We start from the raw sequence: 17,083 nt of genomic DNA, 5'->3' as shown, positions 1-17,083 counted from the left end.
GTGGATCTCCTCAAGGCAGCTTGGCGTAGCTATCGGCGAGTGCGGCATAGTCGGCCTCGCTCAGCGGCATCAGCGGTGCGCGCGTGCGCTTCCAGGCGGGGTTACCCGTCTTCAGCCCGACCATTGCCTTGATCGTCGGGATCTGGACGTAGGAGTTGGAAAGCGTGCGATAGGCGTTGATGCGCGCCTGCGCCGCCTCGACATCGGCGGCGCGGGCCTCGTCATGGACATGATCGTAAACGGTGCGGAGCGAATCCGCCACGAGATTGGAGGTGGCGGTGATGCAGCCGGCACCGCCGGCCTTCATCAGCGGCAGCAGCAGCGGATCGGCGCCGGCCAGGACGGAAAAGCCGGGATGAGCGGCGATGATGGCCTGCATGTTGTTGAAATCGCCGGCCGATTCCTTGATGCCGACGACGGTTTCCGGGAAGGCCGCAATCAGCCGGCCGATCAGCGGGAGGGAGAGCGGAACACCAGAAACCTGCGGAATATGATAAAGAATGACCCGCAGACGCGTGTCGGCGACCTTTTCCAGCACTTGCGAATAGGCGGCGAACAGGCCGTCGTCGGAGACGCCCTTGTAATAGAAGGGCGGCAGCATCACCACCTTGGTGACGCCGAGCGACAGCGCGTGCCGGGTCAGTTCCACGGTCTCCGGGATGGCGACGACGCCAGTGCCCGGCAAGAGCCTGTCGGCCGGTATGCCGGCATTCACAGCCGCTTCCAGAATGGCGCGCCGCTCGTTGCCGGAGAAGGAATTGGCCTCACCGGTCGTGCCGAGCAGGGCCACGCCGTGGCATCCCTCGGCCAGCAGCCGCTGGCAATGGTCGGTGAAAAGCGCGAGATCCGGGGTGTTGTCTGCGGTCAGCGGCGTTGCCGCCGCGCTGAAGACACCGGTGATCCTGTGATGGCTCATTTCTCCTCCTCCAGTGCGTCCCGGCTTGCCGATCCGTGTCCGAACCGCTCGACTGCGCCCGATTGTCATGCATCTATCTGCGATGGAGTGCTAAGAACTTTTCCATTGCGGCGCTTTTGTCAAGAAGACAAAATGGCCTGACCTGAAATCGAAAGCTTATCTGGCTGTAATTACTTACATTTTTTCAGAGATAAATTTTGTTCGAATGAAAATCGTGATTTTTTGTTGACATATTTACAATAACGAGAGAACGATAGGCGACGGATTGTGCTGCGCCTGGCAGCGCAGGGAGAGCGCTGCCGATTTCACCTGGGAGGAATGCCATGTCTTTTGATCAATCGGATGAAACCAATCTATCGCGTCGCAACGCGCTGAAGCTCGGCCTTGCCGCCGGCATCGGGCTGACCGTATTCGGGATGAATGCCCGCATCGTGCTGGCCGACGAGGGCCAGGTCCTGAAGGTCGCCCATCCGGCCTTCGACCAGGACTGGTCGCCGCTGCGCGGCGGCGGCAGAACGTTCCGCTGGAACTCGATCTGGTGGGCTTCGCCCATGTATTTCGACAGTCAGGGCAATATCAAGCCCTACGTCTTCACCAGCTGGGAATCGGCCGACAACACGGTCTGGACCTTCAAGATCGACCCGAAGGCGGTCTTCTCCGACGGCAGCAAGATCAGCTCTGCCGACGTCAAGGGGTCGTGGGAAGTCGCCTCGATGCCGAACACCAAGAGCCAGCGCGCCGACCAGGTGCTGAGCAAGGTCAAGGGCTATGCCGAAATCGCCGCCGGCTCGGGCAACGAACTGACCGGTGTCGCGACGCCCGACGAGGGAACGGTGGTGGTGACGCTGACCGCTGCCGATCCGATCTTCTTCATGCGCCTCGCCAACCACATCGCACCGATCACCAAGGCGTCGCAGTCGCGCGGCAGCGACGGCGAGGAGATTATCGACTGGTACAAGCCGGAGAACAAGCCGGTCTTCTCCGGTCCGTTCAAGCTGACGAGCATCGATATCGATGCCGGCAAGATCACCTTCGAGCCGAATGAGAACTTCTTTGGGCCGAAGCCGAAGCTTGCCCGCATCGACATCACCTCGATCGAGGACAATGTCACCGCGACATCGCTGATCAAATCCGGCGAGTTCAACGCCCATACCGAGTTGGTCACCTCGACGATCATCCAGGATCTCGGCCCGGAATTCTCGGCCGGCCCGCTGATCCCGACCAGCCAGCACTTCTGGTTCAATATCTCCCGCGCGCCGATGGATGATCCGAAGGTGCGCCAGGCGCTGATCATGGCGGTCGACCGCGACGGCCTTTTCAAGGCGTCCTATCCGGATGGGCCGCACAAGAAGGCCGACCAGATCCTCAACTCGGTTCCCGGCGCCGACAATTCCGGCTTCGAGCCCTTTCCCTATGATCCGGCAGCCGCCAAAAAGCTGCTTGCCGAATCGAGCTATGGCGGGCCCGAGCGCCTGCCGAAGATCCTGTTCGTCGGCATTTCGGCGCCGGCCATTCAGGCCGCCGCCCAGTTTATCGCGGAGCAGTGGCGCCAGAACCTCGGCATCACGGCCGTCGACATGAAACCGCAGCAGGACGCCTATGCTGGTCCGGATCAGAACTCGGTCCAGATCTTCCGCGACGACGTCGGCACCCGTGTCCCGGACGCCGTCTCCTATCTCACGGGCAGCATCGCCTCGACCTCTTCGAACGCGCAGAACAAGCTCGGCGGATACAAGAACGACAAGGTCGACGGCGCCCTTGCCGAAGCGGCGACCAAGGCTGCGGACGATCCGCAGCGCGTTGCTCTCGCCCAGGAGGCCCAGAAGGCGTTCCGCGAAGATTGGGCCTTCATTCCATGGTATTCTCAGGCGATGTCGCGCTGGGCCACCAAGGAGGTCAAGGGCATGGAGAAGAACCTCGACTGGCAGATCGCCGAACCCTGGAACATTTCCATCGGCTGATCCGGAACAATAGTCGCCCGGCAGTAAGCGCGCGAAGGCTGCAAGGCCTTCGCGCAAGTTTCAAGACGAAGAGATGCGATCTGCCTGGCTTAAGGATGGACCGCATCGAACAACAGGTGGGAGGTGGCCTTGCTGCGCTACGTGCTATCCCGGTTTGCCATCTGGATTCCGTCCGTTCTGGTGGTGATGCTGGCCGTTTACGCGCTGGCCTTCTATGGGGCCGGCGATCCGATCAAGCTGATCTTCCTGCGCGCGCCGGGCGACGTCGCCTATAATCCGCAGCGCATCGAAGCCATCCGTGAGAGTGCCGGCCTCAACAGGCCCTTCATCGAGCAGTTCGGCCTTTACATCTGGAACCTGCTGCATGGCCAGTTTGGCAATTCGCTGACATCTGGCCGCGCCGTCTGGGCGATGGTCTCGGCTGCCGCCCCGGTCTCGTTCCAGCTTGCCCTCTGCGCCATCATCCTGACGGCTGTCGTCGCGATCCCGCTCGGCATGATCGCCGCGCTGAACCAGAATTCGCGCCTCGACTATGCCATTCTGGGTTCAGCGCTCTTCCTCTGGGCGATCCCCGCCTATGTCGCCGGTCCGCTGCTGATGGTCGGCCTCATCGTGCTTTTGCCGGGCACGAGCGTGCCTTATGGCTGGGGCGGCGTCTTCGATGTCCGCATCCTGCTGCCGCTGCTCGTGCTGTCCTTCCAGCCGATCGCTTTGATCGTGCGTCAGACTCGGGCCGCCGTCATCGAGGTGTTGTCGGAGGATTTCGTCCGCACTGCCCGCGCCAAGGGCGTGCCGGAGATCATCGTGGCGCTGCGCCATATCCTGCGGCCAGTGCTGACACCCGTGGTGACCCAGCTCGGCCTGATCATGATCACCATCGTCAACGGCGCGATCTTCGTTGAACTGGTCTTCGGTCTGCCGGGGCTCGGACGCCTGACGGTGCAGGCGCTGATCAATTCCGATTATCCCGTCATTCTTGCCATCACGCTGATCGGATCGTTCCTGGTGATGGTGTCGAACCTGCTGGTTGACGTGCTCTATCCGCTGCTCGACCCCCGCGCCAATGATTCAAGAAGGAGCCGCTGACCATGTCCGCAATCCCTCTTTCCACCACCCAGACCATCGAGGAGCCGCCGGTCAGCCTGTGGCGCGACGCCTGGCACCGGCTGAAACGCAACAAGCTCGCCGTCTTCGGCCTCATCGTCGTCCTGATCCTCGCCTTCACGGCGATCTTCGGGCCTTACCTCACGCCCTATGATTTTCTCAGCCAGGATCTCAACGCCCGCAACGCACTGCCGTCGATGAGCCACCTCTTCGGAACCGACGACCTCGGCCGCGACGTCTTCAGCCGCGTCGTCTTCGGCACGCGGACCGCTTTCCTCGTTGCCGTCATCGTCACCTTCTTTGCGGTGCTGATCGGCCTCACCCTCGGTGCCGTCGCCGGGTTCTTCGGCAATCCCTTCGACCGCGCCATCATGTGGCTGACCGACGTGACCATGTCGGTTCCCAACCTGCTGCTCGTCGTCGTCATCAACGCTTCGCTGAAATCGCCGATCACCCGCTGGATGGAAGCGCGCTACCTCGAGACCCTCAATCCCTTCTATCGCCAGACGATATGGGTCGATTTCATCCTCGTCTTCGGCTCGATGGCGCTGATCTCCTGGCCGCCCTATGCGCGCCTCGTGCGCGCCCAGGTGCTGTCAATCCGCAGCCGGCCCTACATCACCGCCGCCCAGGCGCTCGGCCTGTCGAACTGGGTCATCATCAAGCGTTATGTCGTGCCGAATGCACTCGGGCCGCTGATCGTCTCGGTCAGCGCCGGTCTCGGCACCGCAATGGTGCTGGAAAGCGCCTTCAGCTTCCTCGGCGTCGGGGTCAATCCGCCAACGCCGAGCTGGGGCAACATGATCTCGGACGGCCTGCGCGTCTGGCAGCATTATCCGCATCTTCTCGCCGCTCCGGCGGCCGTGCTCGGCCTTGCCTCAGTTGCCTTCAGCTTCCTCGGCGACGGCCTCAACGACGCGCTCAATCCGCGGGGCAGCAAATGATGGACACGCAAAACAGAGAACGCCTGCTCGATGTCAGGGGGCTTACCGTCGAGATCGATGGCCGCAATGGTCCGGCCGTCGTCGTCGACGGCATCGACCTCCATGTCGACAAGGGCGAGACGCTGGGCGTCGTCGGCGAATCCGGCTGCGGCAAGAGCCTCACCATGCTGAGCCTGATGCGGCTCCTGCCGAACAAGATCAAGGTCACCAAGGGAACGGCCACCTTCGCCGGGCGCGATCTGCAGACGATGTCGAATCGCGAGCTGCGCAAGGTGCGCGGAGGCGATATCGGCTTCGTCTTTCAGGACCCGATGACCTCGCTCAACCCGGTCATGCGCGTCGGCGATCAGATCTGCGAGCCGCTAATCTATCACCGCGGTATGAAGAAGGCGCAAGCCCGCGCCCGGTCCGTCGAACTCCTGCGCCTCGTCGGCATTCCCGGCCCCGAAGAGCGGCTGCAGGCCTTTCCGCACGAGCTGTCCGGCGGCATGCGCCAGCGCGTGATGATCGCGATCGGCCTTGCCTGCAATCCGAAGCTTCTGATCGCCGATGAGCCGACGACGGCGCTCGACGTCACCATCCAGGCCCAGATCGTCGATCTGGTGAAGGATCTGCGCGCTAAGCTCGGCATGTCCGTCGTCTGGATCACCCACGATCTGGCATTGATCGCCGGCCTCGTCGATCGCGTCGCCGTGCTTTACGCCGGCACGGTCGTCGAGGACGCCCCGGTCGACGAGCTCTATGCCCGCCCGAGCCATCCCTATACGCGCGGCTTGCTCTCCTCGATCCCGAAACTGTCAGATCCGCCGGCAAGCCGGCTGAGCTCGATCGGCGGCACGCCGCCGGAGCCCGGCCGCCGGCCGAAGGGATGCCCCTTTGCGCCGCGCTGTCCGCTTGTCGAAGCGATCTGTCATGAGCAGGTGCCGCGACTCGAACCCTTGAGCGGCAGCAGCAATCATCGCGCCGCCTGTTTCGTCGTCCAGAGAATGCAGGAGGCCGCGTGATGGCTGCGCAACCGCTGCTCAAAGTCGAAAATCTGGTCAAGCATTTCCACGTCAAGCTCGGCGCCTTCGGCGAACGCACGGCAACCGTCTATGCGCTCGACAATGTCGATCTCGACATCATGGAAGGCGAAACGTTGAGCCTCGTCGGCGAATCCGGCTGCGGCAAATCGACGACCGGCTTCACCATCCTCAACCTCTACAAGGCGACCAGCGGCAAGGTGGTCTACAAGGGCCAGGACCTCGCCAAGCTTGATGAAAAGCAGATGCGGCCGTTCCGTCGCGACCTGCAGATCGTCTTCCAGGATCCCTATTCGACGCTCAACCCGCGCATGACGGTGGGCGAGGCGATCGGCGAGCCGATCCTCTTTCACAAGCTGTGCACCAAGGCCGAGCTCAAGGAGAGGGTGGCGACGCTGTTCACCGATGTCGGCCTGCCGACACGTTTTGCCCAGCGCTACCCGCATGAGCTTTCCGGCGGCCAGCGCCAGCGTGTCGTCATTGCCCGGGCGCTCGCCTGCCAGCCGAAATTCATCGTCTGTGACGAGGCGATCTCGGCGCTCGACGTGTCCATCCAGGCGCAGATCATCAACCTGCTGCTCGATCTGCAGGAGAAATACGGGCTGACCTACCTCTTCATCGCCCATGACCTTGCGGTGGTGCGCCATATCAGCACCCGCGTCGGCGTCATGTATCTCGGTCGGCTTGCCGAACTTGCCACCCGCGAGGAACTCTTCGACAACCCGCTGCATCCCTATACGAAGGCGCTGTTGTCGGCCGTTCCGGAGACCGATCCGGAGCATGAGCGCACGCGTCAACGCCAGATCCTGCAGGGAGACGTGCCGAGCCCGCTGAACCCGCCGTCCGGCTGCCGTTTCCACACCCGCTGCCCGATCGCCATGGATGTCTGCAGCAAGGTCATTCCTGTCTGGAAGGAAGCCAAGCCCGGCCATCTCGTCGCCTGCCACGCCGTCAATACGGGTGAGATCGCATGACGCTGAAGGCCGCGATCATCGCCGACGATCTGACGGGGGCGCTCGATACCGGCACCCCCTTCGTTGCGGCCGGCCTCTCGGTCGCGGTCGCCGTCGATGTCGGAGCGGCGCAGGATGCTATTGCCACCGGCTGCGATGTCGTCGTCGTCAATACTGCCTCGCGCGCGCTGAGCGGGCATGAAGCCGCCGAAAGGGTGCGGTGGGCGGCCGGGGTGTTTCGCGACGTGACGCCCGGCGTCGTCATGAAGAAGATCGACTCCAGGCTGAAGGGCAATGTCGCGGCCGAAAGCCTGGCGCTTGCGGATGCGCTCGGCCTGAAGAATATCCTCGTGGCGCCCGCTATCCCCGATCAGGAGCGCCTGACCTACCGGGGCTGCGTCGTCGGCCGCGGCGTCAACAAGCCGCTGCCGATCTCTGATCTGTTCGAGAGCCGCGTGAACAGTGTCATCGTTGCCGATGCCGCGGACGATGCCGATCTCGATCAGATCGTCGCGGGTCATGTCTGGCTGACGACGCTCGCCGTCGGTGCGCGGGGCCTCGGTGCGGCCTTCGCCCGCCGGCTCGGCGAGAGCGAGCGGCGGCCGGTGACGGAATTTGTGACAACCCCACGCACGCTGTTTGCCTTCGGTTCGCGCGATCCGATAACTGGCGCCCAGATGAACCGGCTCGAAGCCTCCGGCGCCTTGCGGATGGTGGTGGACGCGCCGATGGGGCAGATTGATTGCGGGGAGGGCCTGGCGCTGCCGGTGCTGCTGCGCTGCACCGGCGATATGACGGCCGATGCGGCCCACGTCGCCCATGACTTTGCCGCAGGTGTCAAAAGGGTGATCGGCGATACCAGGCCCGATATGCTGATGGTCGGCGGCGGCGATACGGCGCTGGCAATCCTCCATGCGCTTGACGTGAAGGTGCTCACACCCAAGGGCGAAATCGAGGCCGGTATTCCGTGGTTCGATGTCGCGGCAGCCGACGGCCGGCCTTTCCGGTGCGCCGTCAAATCGGGGGGCTTCGGCAAGCCTGATAGTTTGCTAAGACTGGTACTTCGGAATCAGGCGGCATAGTAAGATACCGTCGGGGAGAATGACGTGACTGAAGCGAATGGCGAATCTTTGAACGCGGAAGCCGGCCCGCCGGGCAAGCCCGAACGTGGCAAGGCCGTCAAGCTGGTCGATCGCGTCTTCGACCAGCTGCTCGAGCGGATCCGCGGCGGAAACTATCCGCCGGATTCACGCCTTCCCGGCGAACACGAACTTGCCTCGATGCTCGGTGTTTCACGGCCGATCGTCCGGGATGCGCTGGCGCGTCTGCGCGACCAGGGCATGGTCTATGCCCGGCAAGGCGCCGGCACCTTCGTCAGCGCCCATGGTTCGCCGACGACACAGCTTGCCTATTCGCCGGTCAAGACCATTGCCGATATTCAGCGCTGCTACGAGTTCCGCCTGACCATCGAGCCGGCCGCCGCCTATTTCGCCGCCAAGCGCCGCAATGAGCAGGCGATCCAGAAGATCGCCAGCGCTCTTGCGGACCTGCGCGAAGCGACCAGCCACCAGCTTCACCGCACCGATGCCGATTTCATCTTCCATCGCGCCGTGACCGAAGCTGCCAACAATCATTATTACACAGCCTCGATCGATGCGCTCAAAGCCCATATCGCCGTCGGCATGCATCTGCACGGCCTTTCCCTGCTCGGCCCGCGTCAGGGGCTGGAGCAGGTCTATGAAGAGCATAACGCCATCTACAAGGCGATCGCCGATGGCCGCGCGGATGATGCGCAAAGGCTGATGAAGGCGCATCTCGAAGGATCCCGAGACCGTCTGTTCGAGGGCAGGGCGCTCGATTTGTCGTTCTGAGACCGTGAGACGTCGCTCGCGAATGGTCGAGGCCTATCGCCGCGACAAGATTCCGGCAAAGAGCTGGCGGAAGGTGCCGGCGATCACGCCGGCTTCATGTGAATCTCCGGTCATCAGGGCTGAGGTGATGTTCCGCATCTGCTCGAAGGTGATATGCGGCGGCAGCGGCGGCACTTCGGGATCGGTCTTCACTTCGAGAATGACGGGGCAGTCGGCGGCCAAGGCTTCTTCCCAGGCGGCGCCGAGTTGATTTGGCCGGTCGACGAAGATGCCGCGGAGCCCGATAAGCTCGGCGAATTTGTGATAGCGCAGATCCGGAATGGACTGTGACGCATCGAATTTCGGATCGCCTTCCATCACCCGCTGTTCCCAGGTTACCTGGTTCAGATCCTGATTGTTGAAGACGCAAACGACGAAGGTCGGATTGGTCCATGTCTTCCAGTATTTGGCAACAGTGATCATCTCTGCGAGGTTGTTCATCTGCATAGCGCCGTCGCCTACCAGGCCAACAACGGGTCGCTCGGAATGGGCGAATTTCGCGGCGATCGCATAGGGGACGGCAGCGCCCATCGAGGCCAGTCCGCCGGACAAAGACCCTTTCATTCCGCGGCGCATCTTTAGGTCGCGCGCGTACCAGTTCGCGCAGGAGCCGGAATCGCTGGTGACGACCACGTTATCCGGCAACCGAAGCGAGAGCTCGCTGACGACGCGTTGCGGATTGACCGGATTTGCCTCGACATGCGCACGCTCGTCCAGGGTCTTCCACCAGGCGGTGACGTCCTTCTCGACGGTTTCCCGCCAGCTGCGATCGGGATTTTCGCGCAGCAGAGGCAAGAGCGCCCGTAGCGTTTCGGCTGCATCGCCCGTCAGACCGAGCTCCATGGGATAACGCAGCGACAGCATGTGGGGATTGATGTCGATCTGCACGCCGCGCGCCTGACCGTCCTCCGGCAGGAATTCGGAATAGGGAAAGCCGGAGCCGATCATCAGCAGGGTGTCGCAATTCCGCATGAGGTTCCATGAGGGTTCTGTCCCGAGAAGTCCGATCGAACCGGTTACCCAAGGGAGCTCGTCCGGCAGTGCCGCCTTGCCGAGCAGGGCTTTGGCAGCGCCAGCCTGGAGGCGATCCGCTACGGCGATGACCTCGTCCGCGGCATTGAGCGCACCCGCGCCGACAAGGATCGCCACCTTCTTTCCGGCGTTGAGGATATCGGCCGCAGCCTGAAGATCGTCTCCATGAGGAAAGACCCTCGGCGGCCGGTAACCTGGGGCCGAATGCACGGTGCCGTGCTTTCGCGCGGGCTCCTCATAAGGCATTTCCTGCAGATCGTTCGGCAGGATGATTGCTGTTACCGTCCTGTTGGCGAGTGCGATGCGGGCGGCTCGATCGATCAGATGACGCACTTGGGCGGGGGCTGCGGCCTGCTGCACGAAATCGCTGGCGACATCCTTAAAGAGGGCGGCGAGATCGAGCTCCTGCTGATAACGCCCACCGAGCGCACGGCGCGCCTGCTGGCCAACGATGGCCAGAACCGGCTGATGGTCCATGCGGGCGTCGTAGAGACCTGTGATCAGATGGGTTGCGCCCGGTCCCGAGGTGGCGATGCAGACACCGAGTTCGCCTGAGAATTTCGCATAGGCGGCGGCCATAAACGCCGCCATTTCTTCGTGTCGTGCCTGAATGAATTCCATCTTGTCGGACGCGCGGTGGAGCGCTCCGAAGACGCCGTTGATGCCGTCGCCGGGATAGCCGAACATACGCCGCACGCCCCATTCGCCAAGCCGTGCCACAATGAAATCGCCGACCGTTTTCGCCATGGAAGATATCCTCATTTGCGGAATAGTCATCGCGCTAGCAGCTCCGACTAAGGCACTGCGAGATCAGATCACCGGCTAACGATGGCTCCGCCTGTCGGTTCTCCTAGTGCCTGAGGCGCCCCCAGGACGGATCCCACGCAACGTCTTCGACAAGATCGACGAAGATGGGAGCATTGCCACGATGGGTTTCCGCAAGCTTGAGCGCTGCCTCAGGTTCCATTTCCTCGCCGGGAAAGAGCGTATCGTCCTGGTCCATATCCGCGACCTTGCGGACGTAGCCTCTGATCTTGTTCCCCGATCGATAGAGTTTGACGACCAGGGAGCCGGCCGGAACGGCGCCTGCGGGATAGCTGACATATTCGTGCATGTCTTCCGTCTCTCTGTGCCCCGGCCGACTCGTGTTGCCCTGAACCCTTCGGTCTGTGGCTATTTGTTGAGTTTTTTGGCCATCTGGAGGTGGTGTTCCAGAGCAGGCCGCGTGCTTGCCGCCCATGCCTTGAGTTCCGGATTATCGCCTTCGTCGCCGTAGCGCTTGAAGAGATCGACCGCGTCTTCGTGGGCGGATTCCTGATCCGAGTGATATTGCTTGTTGAAATCGTCGCCCTTAAGGCCGTTCAGCTTGTCGAGCATGCTTTTCTGATCCGAGGTCATTGCGTTCGGAAGGGTCGCTTTGACCTTGCCGCCCGATACCAGCGCCTTGAGTTCCTCGCTGGTTTTCTGGTGGTCGGTCAGCATCTGCTGCGCAAAGGCTTTCGTCGCATCGTCGCCGCGCTCGACCGCGAGCTTGCTGGAGGCGATTTCGAACATGTCGCTTGCGGCAGCCTCCTTCACGAAATCCTCCGTTTTTGGCGGCACGCCCATCAGGGAATTGACGCCGGTTTTTTCAGCCGCCGACTGCGCGAAAACGGGAACGGCAAGCGAAATGGCGAGCGATGCGACAACAAAGCGTTTCATATGGATCTCCTGGGTTGGTCATCCGCTAAACTTACGGATGCGCCGAGAGTTCCCACTTATCGCGCACGACAGCGGTCTCGCGCGCTTCGGTAGAGGTGCCAGGCTACAAACCGAACGGGAAGGTTTCCTGATCGCCCCTACCGGACTGTGTAGCGACAAGCGGTGATAGCGCGTGCGTTTCATCGAACCAGATGAAAGCGTCGTATTGTCGCGACAGTGATGTCGACATGTAGTGGCTCAGCCGTTCGGAATCCGGCCTGTAGATCACCCCCACGAAGCGCTGAAGCCGCTGTTCGACCAAGCTTGCGTGCAGGTCCTCATCGGCCTTGAGGTCGAGGAGAAATTGCGGTTTCGCGGCGTCATGACATAAGCGCTCGTAACTCTGCGGAAGCGACGGGTTGAGTTGCTTCCTCTCCGCCGGCCCATCCCAATCGTCGGCAGCGAGCACTTCTCCGCAATGCGTTCCCAGTCCGACGAGGCTTGTCGTCTCTGCGAAGCGCTGCCGGCACAGCTGACCGAGGCTGAGTTCGTCGCGGGCCGCTGCCATGTCTGTGTAGCGGGCATCGCCGATGTGTGAGTTGTGAGCCCAGATGATGATCTTTGCCGCTGCTCCATGAAAGTCGAGAAGATGCTCGACCGTGTCGGCCATGTAAGTGTCGCGCAGGTTCCAGGCTTCGGCACCGCCGTAATACATGACGCGATAATAGCGTTCGGCGGCGGCGAGCAATCTTGCAGACTGGACGGCGTTCAGGAAATCATCGTTCTCTGAGGCCGCATCATTTAGCGATCGGGCCAGAAGTTCAATGCATTGCTTTAGCACCGCATCCTCGCATGATCTGTAGGCTTCGGTCAGCACGGCCCGGCCATAGGTGGCGGGATCGCTCTGCCAAGGGCTGAGGCAGCCGTAGCGCTCTCTGGCAGTCTTGGCGGTTTCCGGACTGACATTTTCGAGATAGTCGAGGACGGAGCGGATCGATCCCGACATGTTGTAGAGATCGAGGCCATAGAACCGCACCGGATCCCCGTGTAATGCCTTGCGCCGTTCGTTTTCTTCCTTAATCCAGCCGATGAACCGCGAAAACTCCAGGTTCCGCCACATCCACCTGGGAAAACGGCTGAATGGCTGGCCATCTTTCAGCCTCTGGCCATTGATCCAGCGGTCAATGGCGGCTGCGTCCGGCCAATCCGCTTCGACGGCAATCAGATTAAATCCGTGATGTGCTATCAGATGCCGGCTGATGGCAGCCCGCGTCTCATAAAATTCGGCTGTGCCGTGGCTGGATTCCCCAAGCAGAACAATGCGGCTGTCAGCAAATCGATCGACGAGGGTGGCAAAGCTCTTGTCCTCGATCGATGAAAACTCTTCCGCCGCTGCCGAGATCATCTTGCAGGGGATCTCTTCCTTGGGCGATGAGCGAGCTGTCGCTGTGTACATCGGATGTGCCGCGGTCCAGGCATCCTCGCCAATCAGCGGGACGAAGAGCACGCCGCCCAAATCTTCCTCCTCGAAGCTGGCCGCCCCCGTGCGCGTGATGCGCTTCAGGCGCTGTTCGTCGCTGCGGCCGACCGGGATGACGAGCCGCCCACCGAGATCCAGCTGCTCCTTCAGAGCAGCCGGCACCTCTGGTGCACCAGCGGAAACGATAATTGCGTCGAAAGGAGCGGCTTTGGCCCAGCCCTTGCTGCCGTCGCCCACCCGGACGTCGATGTTGCGGTACCCCAGCTTTTCAAACCTCTCTCTGGCCTGAAGCGCCAGCCTTTCATGGCGTTCGATGGAATAGACGTGTCGCGCAATCCGGCTGATGAGCGCAGAGGCGTATCCGGAACCGGTTCCGACCTCGAGAACCCTGTCTTCTGTATCCAGAGCGGCCTTTTCGATCATCAGCGCGACGATGGAAGGCTGTGAGATCGTCTGACCCTCGCCGATCGACAAAGGCGCATCCTCATAGGCGAACTCCTCGAAGCCCGGATCGACGAATTTTTCCCGGGGCACCATGCGCATCGCCCTGGTGACGCTTCGATCGTGGATGCCGCGGCGAATGACATGATGTTCCACCATGTGGTCTCGTTTGCGGGTCATATCCATCGGATCACCTCCACTCTCGAAGAAAACAGCGGAAAGCAGGTGGTTGTTCCGAAGCAGTCGGCCGGTAGCCTGGCTGGCTATGGCTTGGGCTCGTTTGTCGCCATGGTCTCCGCGGGCAGCCGGATCGCCGCGCCCGCCAGCCCGCACGGCACTGATTTGCGCGCTGCGGAGGATCGGCGACAGGGCCTCTCGTTTCCATCGCTTTGCCTCGGGAACCGGGGCGGTCTCCGGTTGTTGGTTATCGCCCAGCCTGAATAGGAATGGAAATTGAACCTCAGCACCCTCGTATTCGGTCGGCGTCTTGCCAATCGCGAGTACGAAGACAAGAAGATCGGTTGGATCGAAGCCGTGCCGGCGATGGGACTGGATGGCCTGGGATCGTCCTCCTACGGCCCGGAAGCAACGCTCACCGTTCTCATTCCACTTGGCGCGTTCGGCCTGGTCTATATCGGCCCGGTAATCGGTTGCATCGTCGCTCTGCTGGCAATCCTCTATTTCTCCTACAGGCAGACTCTCGCGGCCTATCCGACGAATGGCGGCGCCTATGTGGTGGCGAAAGAAAATCTCGGAGAATATCCGAGCTTGCTTGCCGCCGCAGCGTTGATGATCGATTACGTGCTGAATGTTGCGGTTGGCGTTTCGGCAGGGGTAGGGGCGCTCGTCTCGGCGATACCGAGTTTTCACCCCTATATCCTGCCGCTCTGCCTCGTGATCGTCTTCGTCGTCATGCTGGCCAACTTACGCGGAACGGGGGAGGCCGGCTGGCTGTTCGCGCTGCCGGCCTATCTCTTCATCATCTGCTTTCTGGGCGCTATCGCCTATGGGCTGGTCGGACTCGGCCTGGGGGACAAGCCAACACCCGCCATCGCGCCGCCGCCGCTTCACCCGGCGGCACAAGGCGCAACTCTATGGCTCCTTATGCATGCATTTGCCAGCGGCTGCACGGCCATGACCGGCGTTGAGGCTGTTTCCAACGGAATGGGCTCGTTCAGGCAGCCGGTCATGCGCAACGCCTATCTCACTCTCACGATTATTGTCGTCGTACTCGGCTTGCTGCTCGGCGGTGTGGCGACCATCGCCAGCGCCTATGAGATCGGTGCAATGGATCAGACGAAGGAAGGCTACCAGAGCGTGCTATCGCAGCTGCTTGCCGTCATCGCCGGTCATGGCGCCTTCTATTATATCGCCATGGCAAGCCTTCTAAGCGTTCTTTGCCTTTCGGCCAATACCAGTTTTGTCGGTTTTCCCAGGCTCTGCCAGATGGTCGCCGCCGATGGCTATCTCCCAAAGGCCTTTGCTCAGCCGGGGCGCCGACTGGTGTTTACCGTCGGCATCCTCTTTCTCTCCGGCTCCGCCGCGCTGCTTCTCATCACCTTCGGGGGGATTACCGACAATTTGATACCCCTCTTCGCGATCGGGGCCTTTTTGACGTTCACGATTTCTCAGGCCGGGATGACCCAGCATTGGCGCCGCCGGTCCAGGCGCTTTGGGGCAAAGCTCACGATGAACGCGGTTGGCGCGGCTTCGACGGGGGCAGCGCTTGTCATCATTCTGATCGCGAAATTTGCTGAGGGTGCATGGATCACCTTGGTTGCTGTTCCCGTAGCCATAGCCGTTTTGAAGATGATCAAGAGCTACTATATTTCGCTTCAACGCGAACTGCGCAAGCCCGGCCCGATCACCCTCGAAGATATCGAGCCGCCGACGGTTCTCGTCATAACCGAAGCATGGAACAGACTGAGCGAACGCGCCATCAAATTTGCCCTGACCATCTCGCCCGATGTCGTAGCGGTTCACTTCATTCGTCTTGGCGGACCTGATCGGGAGGAGGGCGAAAAGGCGCTCCGCGAGGAATGGCGTGTCGAGGTCGAAGAGCCGATCGCCGCATTGGGATTGAGGCCGCCGCGGCTCATGCTCATCCCTGCTCCTTATCGGCAATTGCACGAACCGCTGCTGCGGCTGATCGAAAAGCTGGATGCGGACAGTCCGGAGAAGCGTGTCGCGGTTCTCATTCCCGAAACCGTCAAAGATAGATGGTGGCAGAAGCTTCTGCACATGAACAGGGCAGGGCGGCTGCGGACAAAGCTCGTCAAGCTCGGAGGTCCGCGGCTAACGGTGGCCACGGTTCCCTGGCGGCTCTATCGGGAGGAACAGCCGGCGGGATAACACCTTTCGTTCATGCTCTCTGCGGAACTTAGTGTGGAGAGCGAAGTTGGACAGGCATCAGCAAGAGGCGCCAATGTCCACCAATCCCTTATTGAGCGAACCGGTCGAAGATCTCGCCAACCGCCTGGAAGCAATGACGGACGACGAGCTGTTCGAAAGCATGAATGAGCTGGAAAAAGCGAGCGACAGAGCCGAGCACGACGCGGCGGCGGAGGTCCTGTCCCGCATCGCTCTGACAGAAAGCGAAATTGAGCGTCGTTATCCTGGCCGACTGCTCGCGCCATATCGCGACTGGAAGCAAAGGCAGCCGCTGCTGTGACTGTTTGCGCAATGCAAAGAATAGACGGAGGTAGAGATGAGCAGCTCTGAAACGACGACGGACCACAAGAAGATCCGCAAATGGGCAGAAGACAGGAAAGGCAGGCCGGCGGCGATCCGCACCCGCGGCAAAGGCGGCGTCCTGCGCATCGATTTTGGAGAGAAGGAAGAAGAATTCGACGAAATCGACTGGGACGAGTTCTTCAAGATCTTCGACGAAAACAAGCTTGCCTTTCTCTACCAGGACAAGACCAAGGACGGGAAGACCAGCCGCTTCAACAAATTCGTCGAGCGTAACTGAATGCCTCACGCGGCGATCCCCATCGCCGCGTTCGTGCTGAGGGCCGGTGTCATTTACGGCCAGAGCCCGGGTTCACCATCTTCGAATGCTGGTGCGCGAGCACACTTGCGGCGGTGACGTTGGCAACGGCGGCCTGGAGCTTGTTCGTCCAGCCGCTAACGACATCACCTTCGCCATCCATCATCGCGTCATAGCCGATGCGCGCGACTTCGCCCGCAACATCCTTTTTTGACTGGCCGGTCGCAGTATCTAGCTTGTGATCGTCGACGGCGCTCCAACCTCAGCTTCTGCGAAATGTTCCCGTTGTTCGGAGCTTCCGATCGGAGCGCGGCGGTGCGGAACAGAGGCTCGCCGTACGAGTTCGCCCTGAGGGCGCCAGCAACGGCAAATCTGCCGTGGCGCTTCGCTGAACCTCAAACTTCCGATCACGAAGGAGGAAATCATGACTTCGTCCAAACATGCAAAGACGACCAAACCAAGCGATCTCGACCTGTCGGACGACCCGGGTATCGGCCGTTCCCGCGGCATCGTATCTCCACCGGACGATGAGTCGATGCAGGCCGACAACACCGTTGAAGGCGATACCGCCAACGATACGACGCCCCGGGGCGGCGTCGATCCGCTCCGGCGCGGACGGACCAATAAATAGCCACTGGCGTCGGCGGAACG

The 17,083-nt window shown here is 61.5% G+C and carries 17 protein-coding genes and 1 pseudogene; 12 read left to right on the top strand and 6 right to left on the bottom strand.

The window, feature by feature from the left end; genetic code table 11:
- Window positions 1-10: 10 nt before the first annotated feature.
- Window positions 11-916 (bottom strand): dihydrodipicolinate synthase family protein, encoded by a 906-nt coding sequence (locus GGI60_RS14855; RefSeq protein WP_183916935.1) that lies wholly within the window; start codon window positions 914-916, stop codon window positions 11-13.
- 323 nt (window positions 917-1,239) lie between these two features.
- On the opposite strand from GGI60_RS14855, the gene GGI60_RS14850 reads away from it, so the two are divergent.
- The 7 genes from GGI60_RS14850 to GGI60_RS14820 all read left to right on the top strand — a co-directional run bounded on the left by GGI60_RS14850 (window position 1,240) and on the right by GGI60_RS14820 (window position 8,771).
- Window positions 1,240-2,877: an ABC transporter substrate-binding protein gene (locus GGI60_RS14850; protein WP_183916934.1), complete on the top strand. Its 1,638-nt coding sequence runs from the start codon at window positions 1,240-1,242 to the stop codon at window positions 2,875-2,877.
- Between the two features lie 129 nt (window positions 2,878-3,006).
- Window positions 3,007-3,963, top strand: coding sequence for an ABC transporter permease (locus tag GGI60_RS14845; RefSeq protein WP_183916932.1), 957 nt, complete (start codon window positions 3,007-3,009; stop codon window positions 3,961-3,963).
- A gap of 2 nt (window positions 3,964-3,965) precedes the next feature.
- Window positions 3,966-4,925, top strand: a complete 960-nt coding sequence (locus GGI60_RS14840) for an ABC transporter permease (RefSeq protein ID WP_183916930.1) — start codon at window positions 3,966-3,968, stop codon at window positions 4,923-4,925.
- Window positions 4,922-5,929, top strand: a complete 1,008-nt coding sequence (locus GGI60_RS14835; protein ID WP_183916928.1) for an ABC transporter ATP-binding protein — start codon at window positions 4,922-4,924, stop codon at window positions 5,927-5,929. The genes GGI60_RS14840 and GGI60_RS14835 overlap by 4 nt, the downstream gene beginning before the upstream one ends.
- Window positions 5,929-6,921, top strand: a complete 993-nt coding sequence (locus GGI60_RS14830) for an ABC transporter ATP-binding protein (RefSeq protein ID WP_183916926.1) — start codon at window positions 5,929-5,931, stop codon at window positions 6,919-6,921. Before GGI60_RS14835 ends, GGI60_RS14830 begins: the two co-directional genes overlap by 1 nt.
- Window positions 6,918-7,982: a four-carbon acid sugar kinase family protein gene (locus GGI60_RS14825; RefSeq protein ID WP_183916923.1), complete on the top strand. Its 1,065-nt coding sequence runs from the start codon at window positions 6,918-6,920 to the stop codon at window positions 7,980-7,982. Before GGI60_RS14830 ends, GGI60_RS14825 begins: the two co-directional genes overlap by 4 nt.
- Before the next feature lie 24 nt (window positions 7,983-8,006).
- Complete coding sequence (locus GGI60_RS14820; RefSeq protein ID WP_183916921.1) at window positions 8,007-8,771, top strand: FadR/GntR family transcriptional regulator; 765 nt, start codon at window positions 8,007-8,009, stop codon at window positions 8,769-8,771.
- A gap of 33 nt (window positions 8,772-8,804) precedes the next feature.
- On the opposite strand, the gene GGI60_RS14815 is transcribed toward GGI60_RS14820, so the two are convergent.
- From GGI60_RS14815 to GGI60_RS14800, 4 genes are all read right to left on the bottom strand, one after another.
- Window positions 8,805-10,589, bottom strand: coding sequence for a thiamine pyrophosphate-requiring protein (locus GGI60_RS14815; RefSeq protein ID WP_183916919.1), 1,785 nt, complete (start codon window positions 10,587-10,589; stop codon window positions 8,805-8,807).
- Between the two features lie 103 nt (window positions 10,590-10,692).
- A complete protein-coding gene (locus tag GGI60_RS14810) occupies window positions 10,693-10,956 on the bottom strand; it encodes a hypothetical protein (protein ID WP_183916917.1) in 264 nt (87 codons plus the stop codon).
- Window positions 10,957-11,015: 59 nt separating this feature from the next.
- Entirely contained in the window at window positions 11,016-11,543 is a 528-nt protein-coding gene (locus GGI60_RS14805; protein ID WP_183916915.1) for a DUF4142 domain-containing protein, read from the bottom strand.
- Window positions 11,544-11,646: 103 nt separating this feature from the next.
- The gene (locus tag GGI60_RS14800; protein ID WP_246720393.1) at window positions 11,647-13,602 is read right to left on the bottom strand and encodes a protein-L-isoaspartate(D-aspartate) O-methyltransferase; all 1,956 of its coding nucleotides are present in this window, start codon (window positions 13,600-13,602) and stop codon (window positions 11,647-11,649) included.
- Between GGI60_RS14800 and GGI60_RS14795 the strand changes: the two genes are divergently transcribed.
- The 4 genes from GGI60_RS14795 (at window position 13,588) to GGI60_RS14780 (ending at window position 16,414) form a co-directional block, all read left to right on the top strand.
- Complete coding sequence (locus GGI60_RS14795) at window positions 13,588-13,887, top strand: hypothetical protein (protein ID WP_183917046.1); 300 nt, start codon at window positions 13,588-13,590, stop codon at window positions 13,885-13,887. The two genes, GGI60_RS14800 and GGI60_RS14795, sit on opposite strands and share 15 nt — an antisense overlap.
- A gap of 9 nt (window positions 13,888-13,896) precedes the next feature.
- Entirely contained in the window at window positions 13,897-15,795 is a 1,899-nt protein-coding gene (locus GGI60_RS14790) for an APC family permease (protein ID WP_183916911.1), read from the top strand.
- 73 nt (window positions 15,796-15,868) lie between these two features.
- The gene (locus GGI60_RS14785; protein ID WP_183916909.1) at window positions 15,869-16,114 is read left to right on the top strand and encodes a hypothetical protein; all 246 of its coding nucleotides are present in this window, start codon (window positions 15,869-15,871) and stop codon (window positions 16,112-16,114) included.
- A 36-nt stretch (window positions 16,115-16,150) separates the two neighbouring features.
- The gene (locus tag GGI60_RS14780; protein WP_183916907.1) at window positions 16,151-16,414 is read left to right on the top strand and encodes a hypothetical protein; all 264 of its coding nucleotides are present in this window, start codon (window positions 16,151-16,153) and stop codon (window positions 16,412-16,414) included.
- Window positions 16,415-16,463: 49 nt separating this feature from the next.
- Here the strand turns inward: GGI60_RS14780 and GGI60_RS32035 are convergent.
- A pseudogene (locus GGI60_RS32035) lies at window positions 16,464-16,667 on the bottom strand (oxidoreductase); the annotation flags it as partial.
- A gap of 189 nt (window positions 16,668-16,856) precedes the next feature.
- Here GGI60_RS32035 and GGI60_RS14770 point away from each other — a divergent pair.
- Window positions 16,857-17,063, top strand: coding sequence for a hypothetical protein (locus GGI60_RS14770; protein WP_183916903.1), 207 nt, complete (start codon window positions 16,857-16,859; stop codon window positions 17,061-17,063).
- The last annotated feature ends 20 nt before the right edge of the window (window positions 17,064-17,083 follow it).

Source organism: Rhizobium lentis, from assembly GCF_014200175.1.
Taxonomy (GTDB): Bacteria; Pseudomonadota; Alphaproteobacteria; order Rhizobiales; family Rhizobiaceae; genus Rhizobium; species Rhizobium mulingense.
This window is presented reverse-complemented; position numbering and strand designations above follow the sequence as displayed.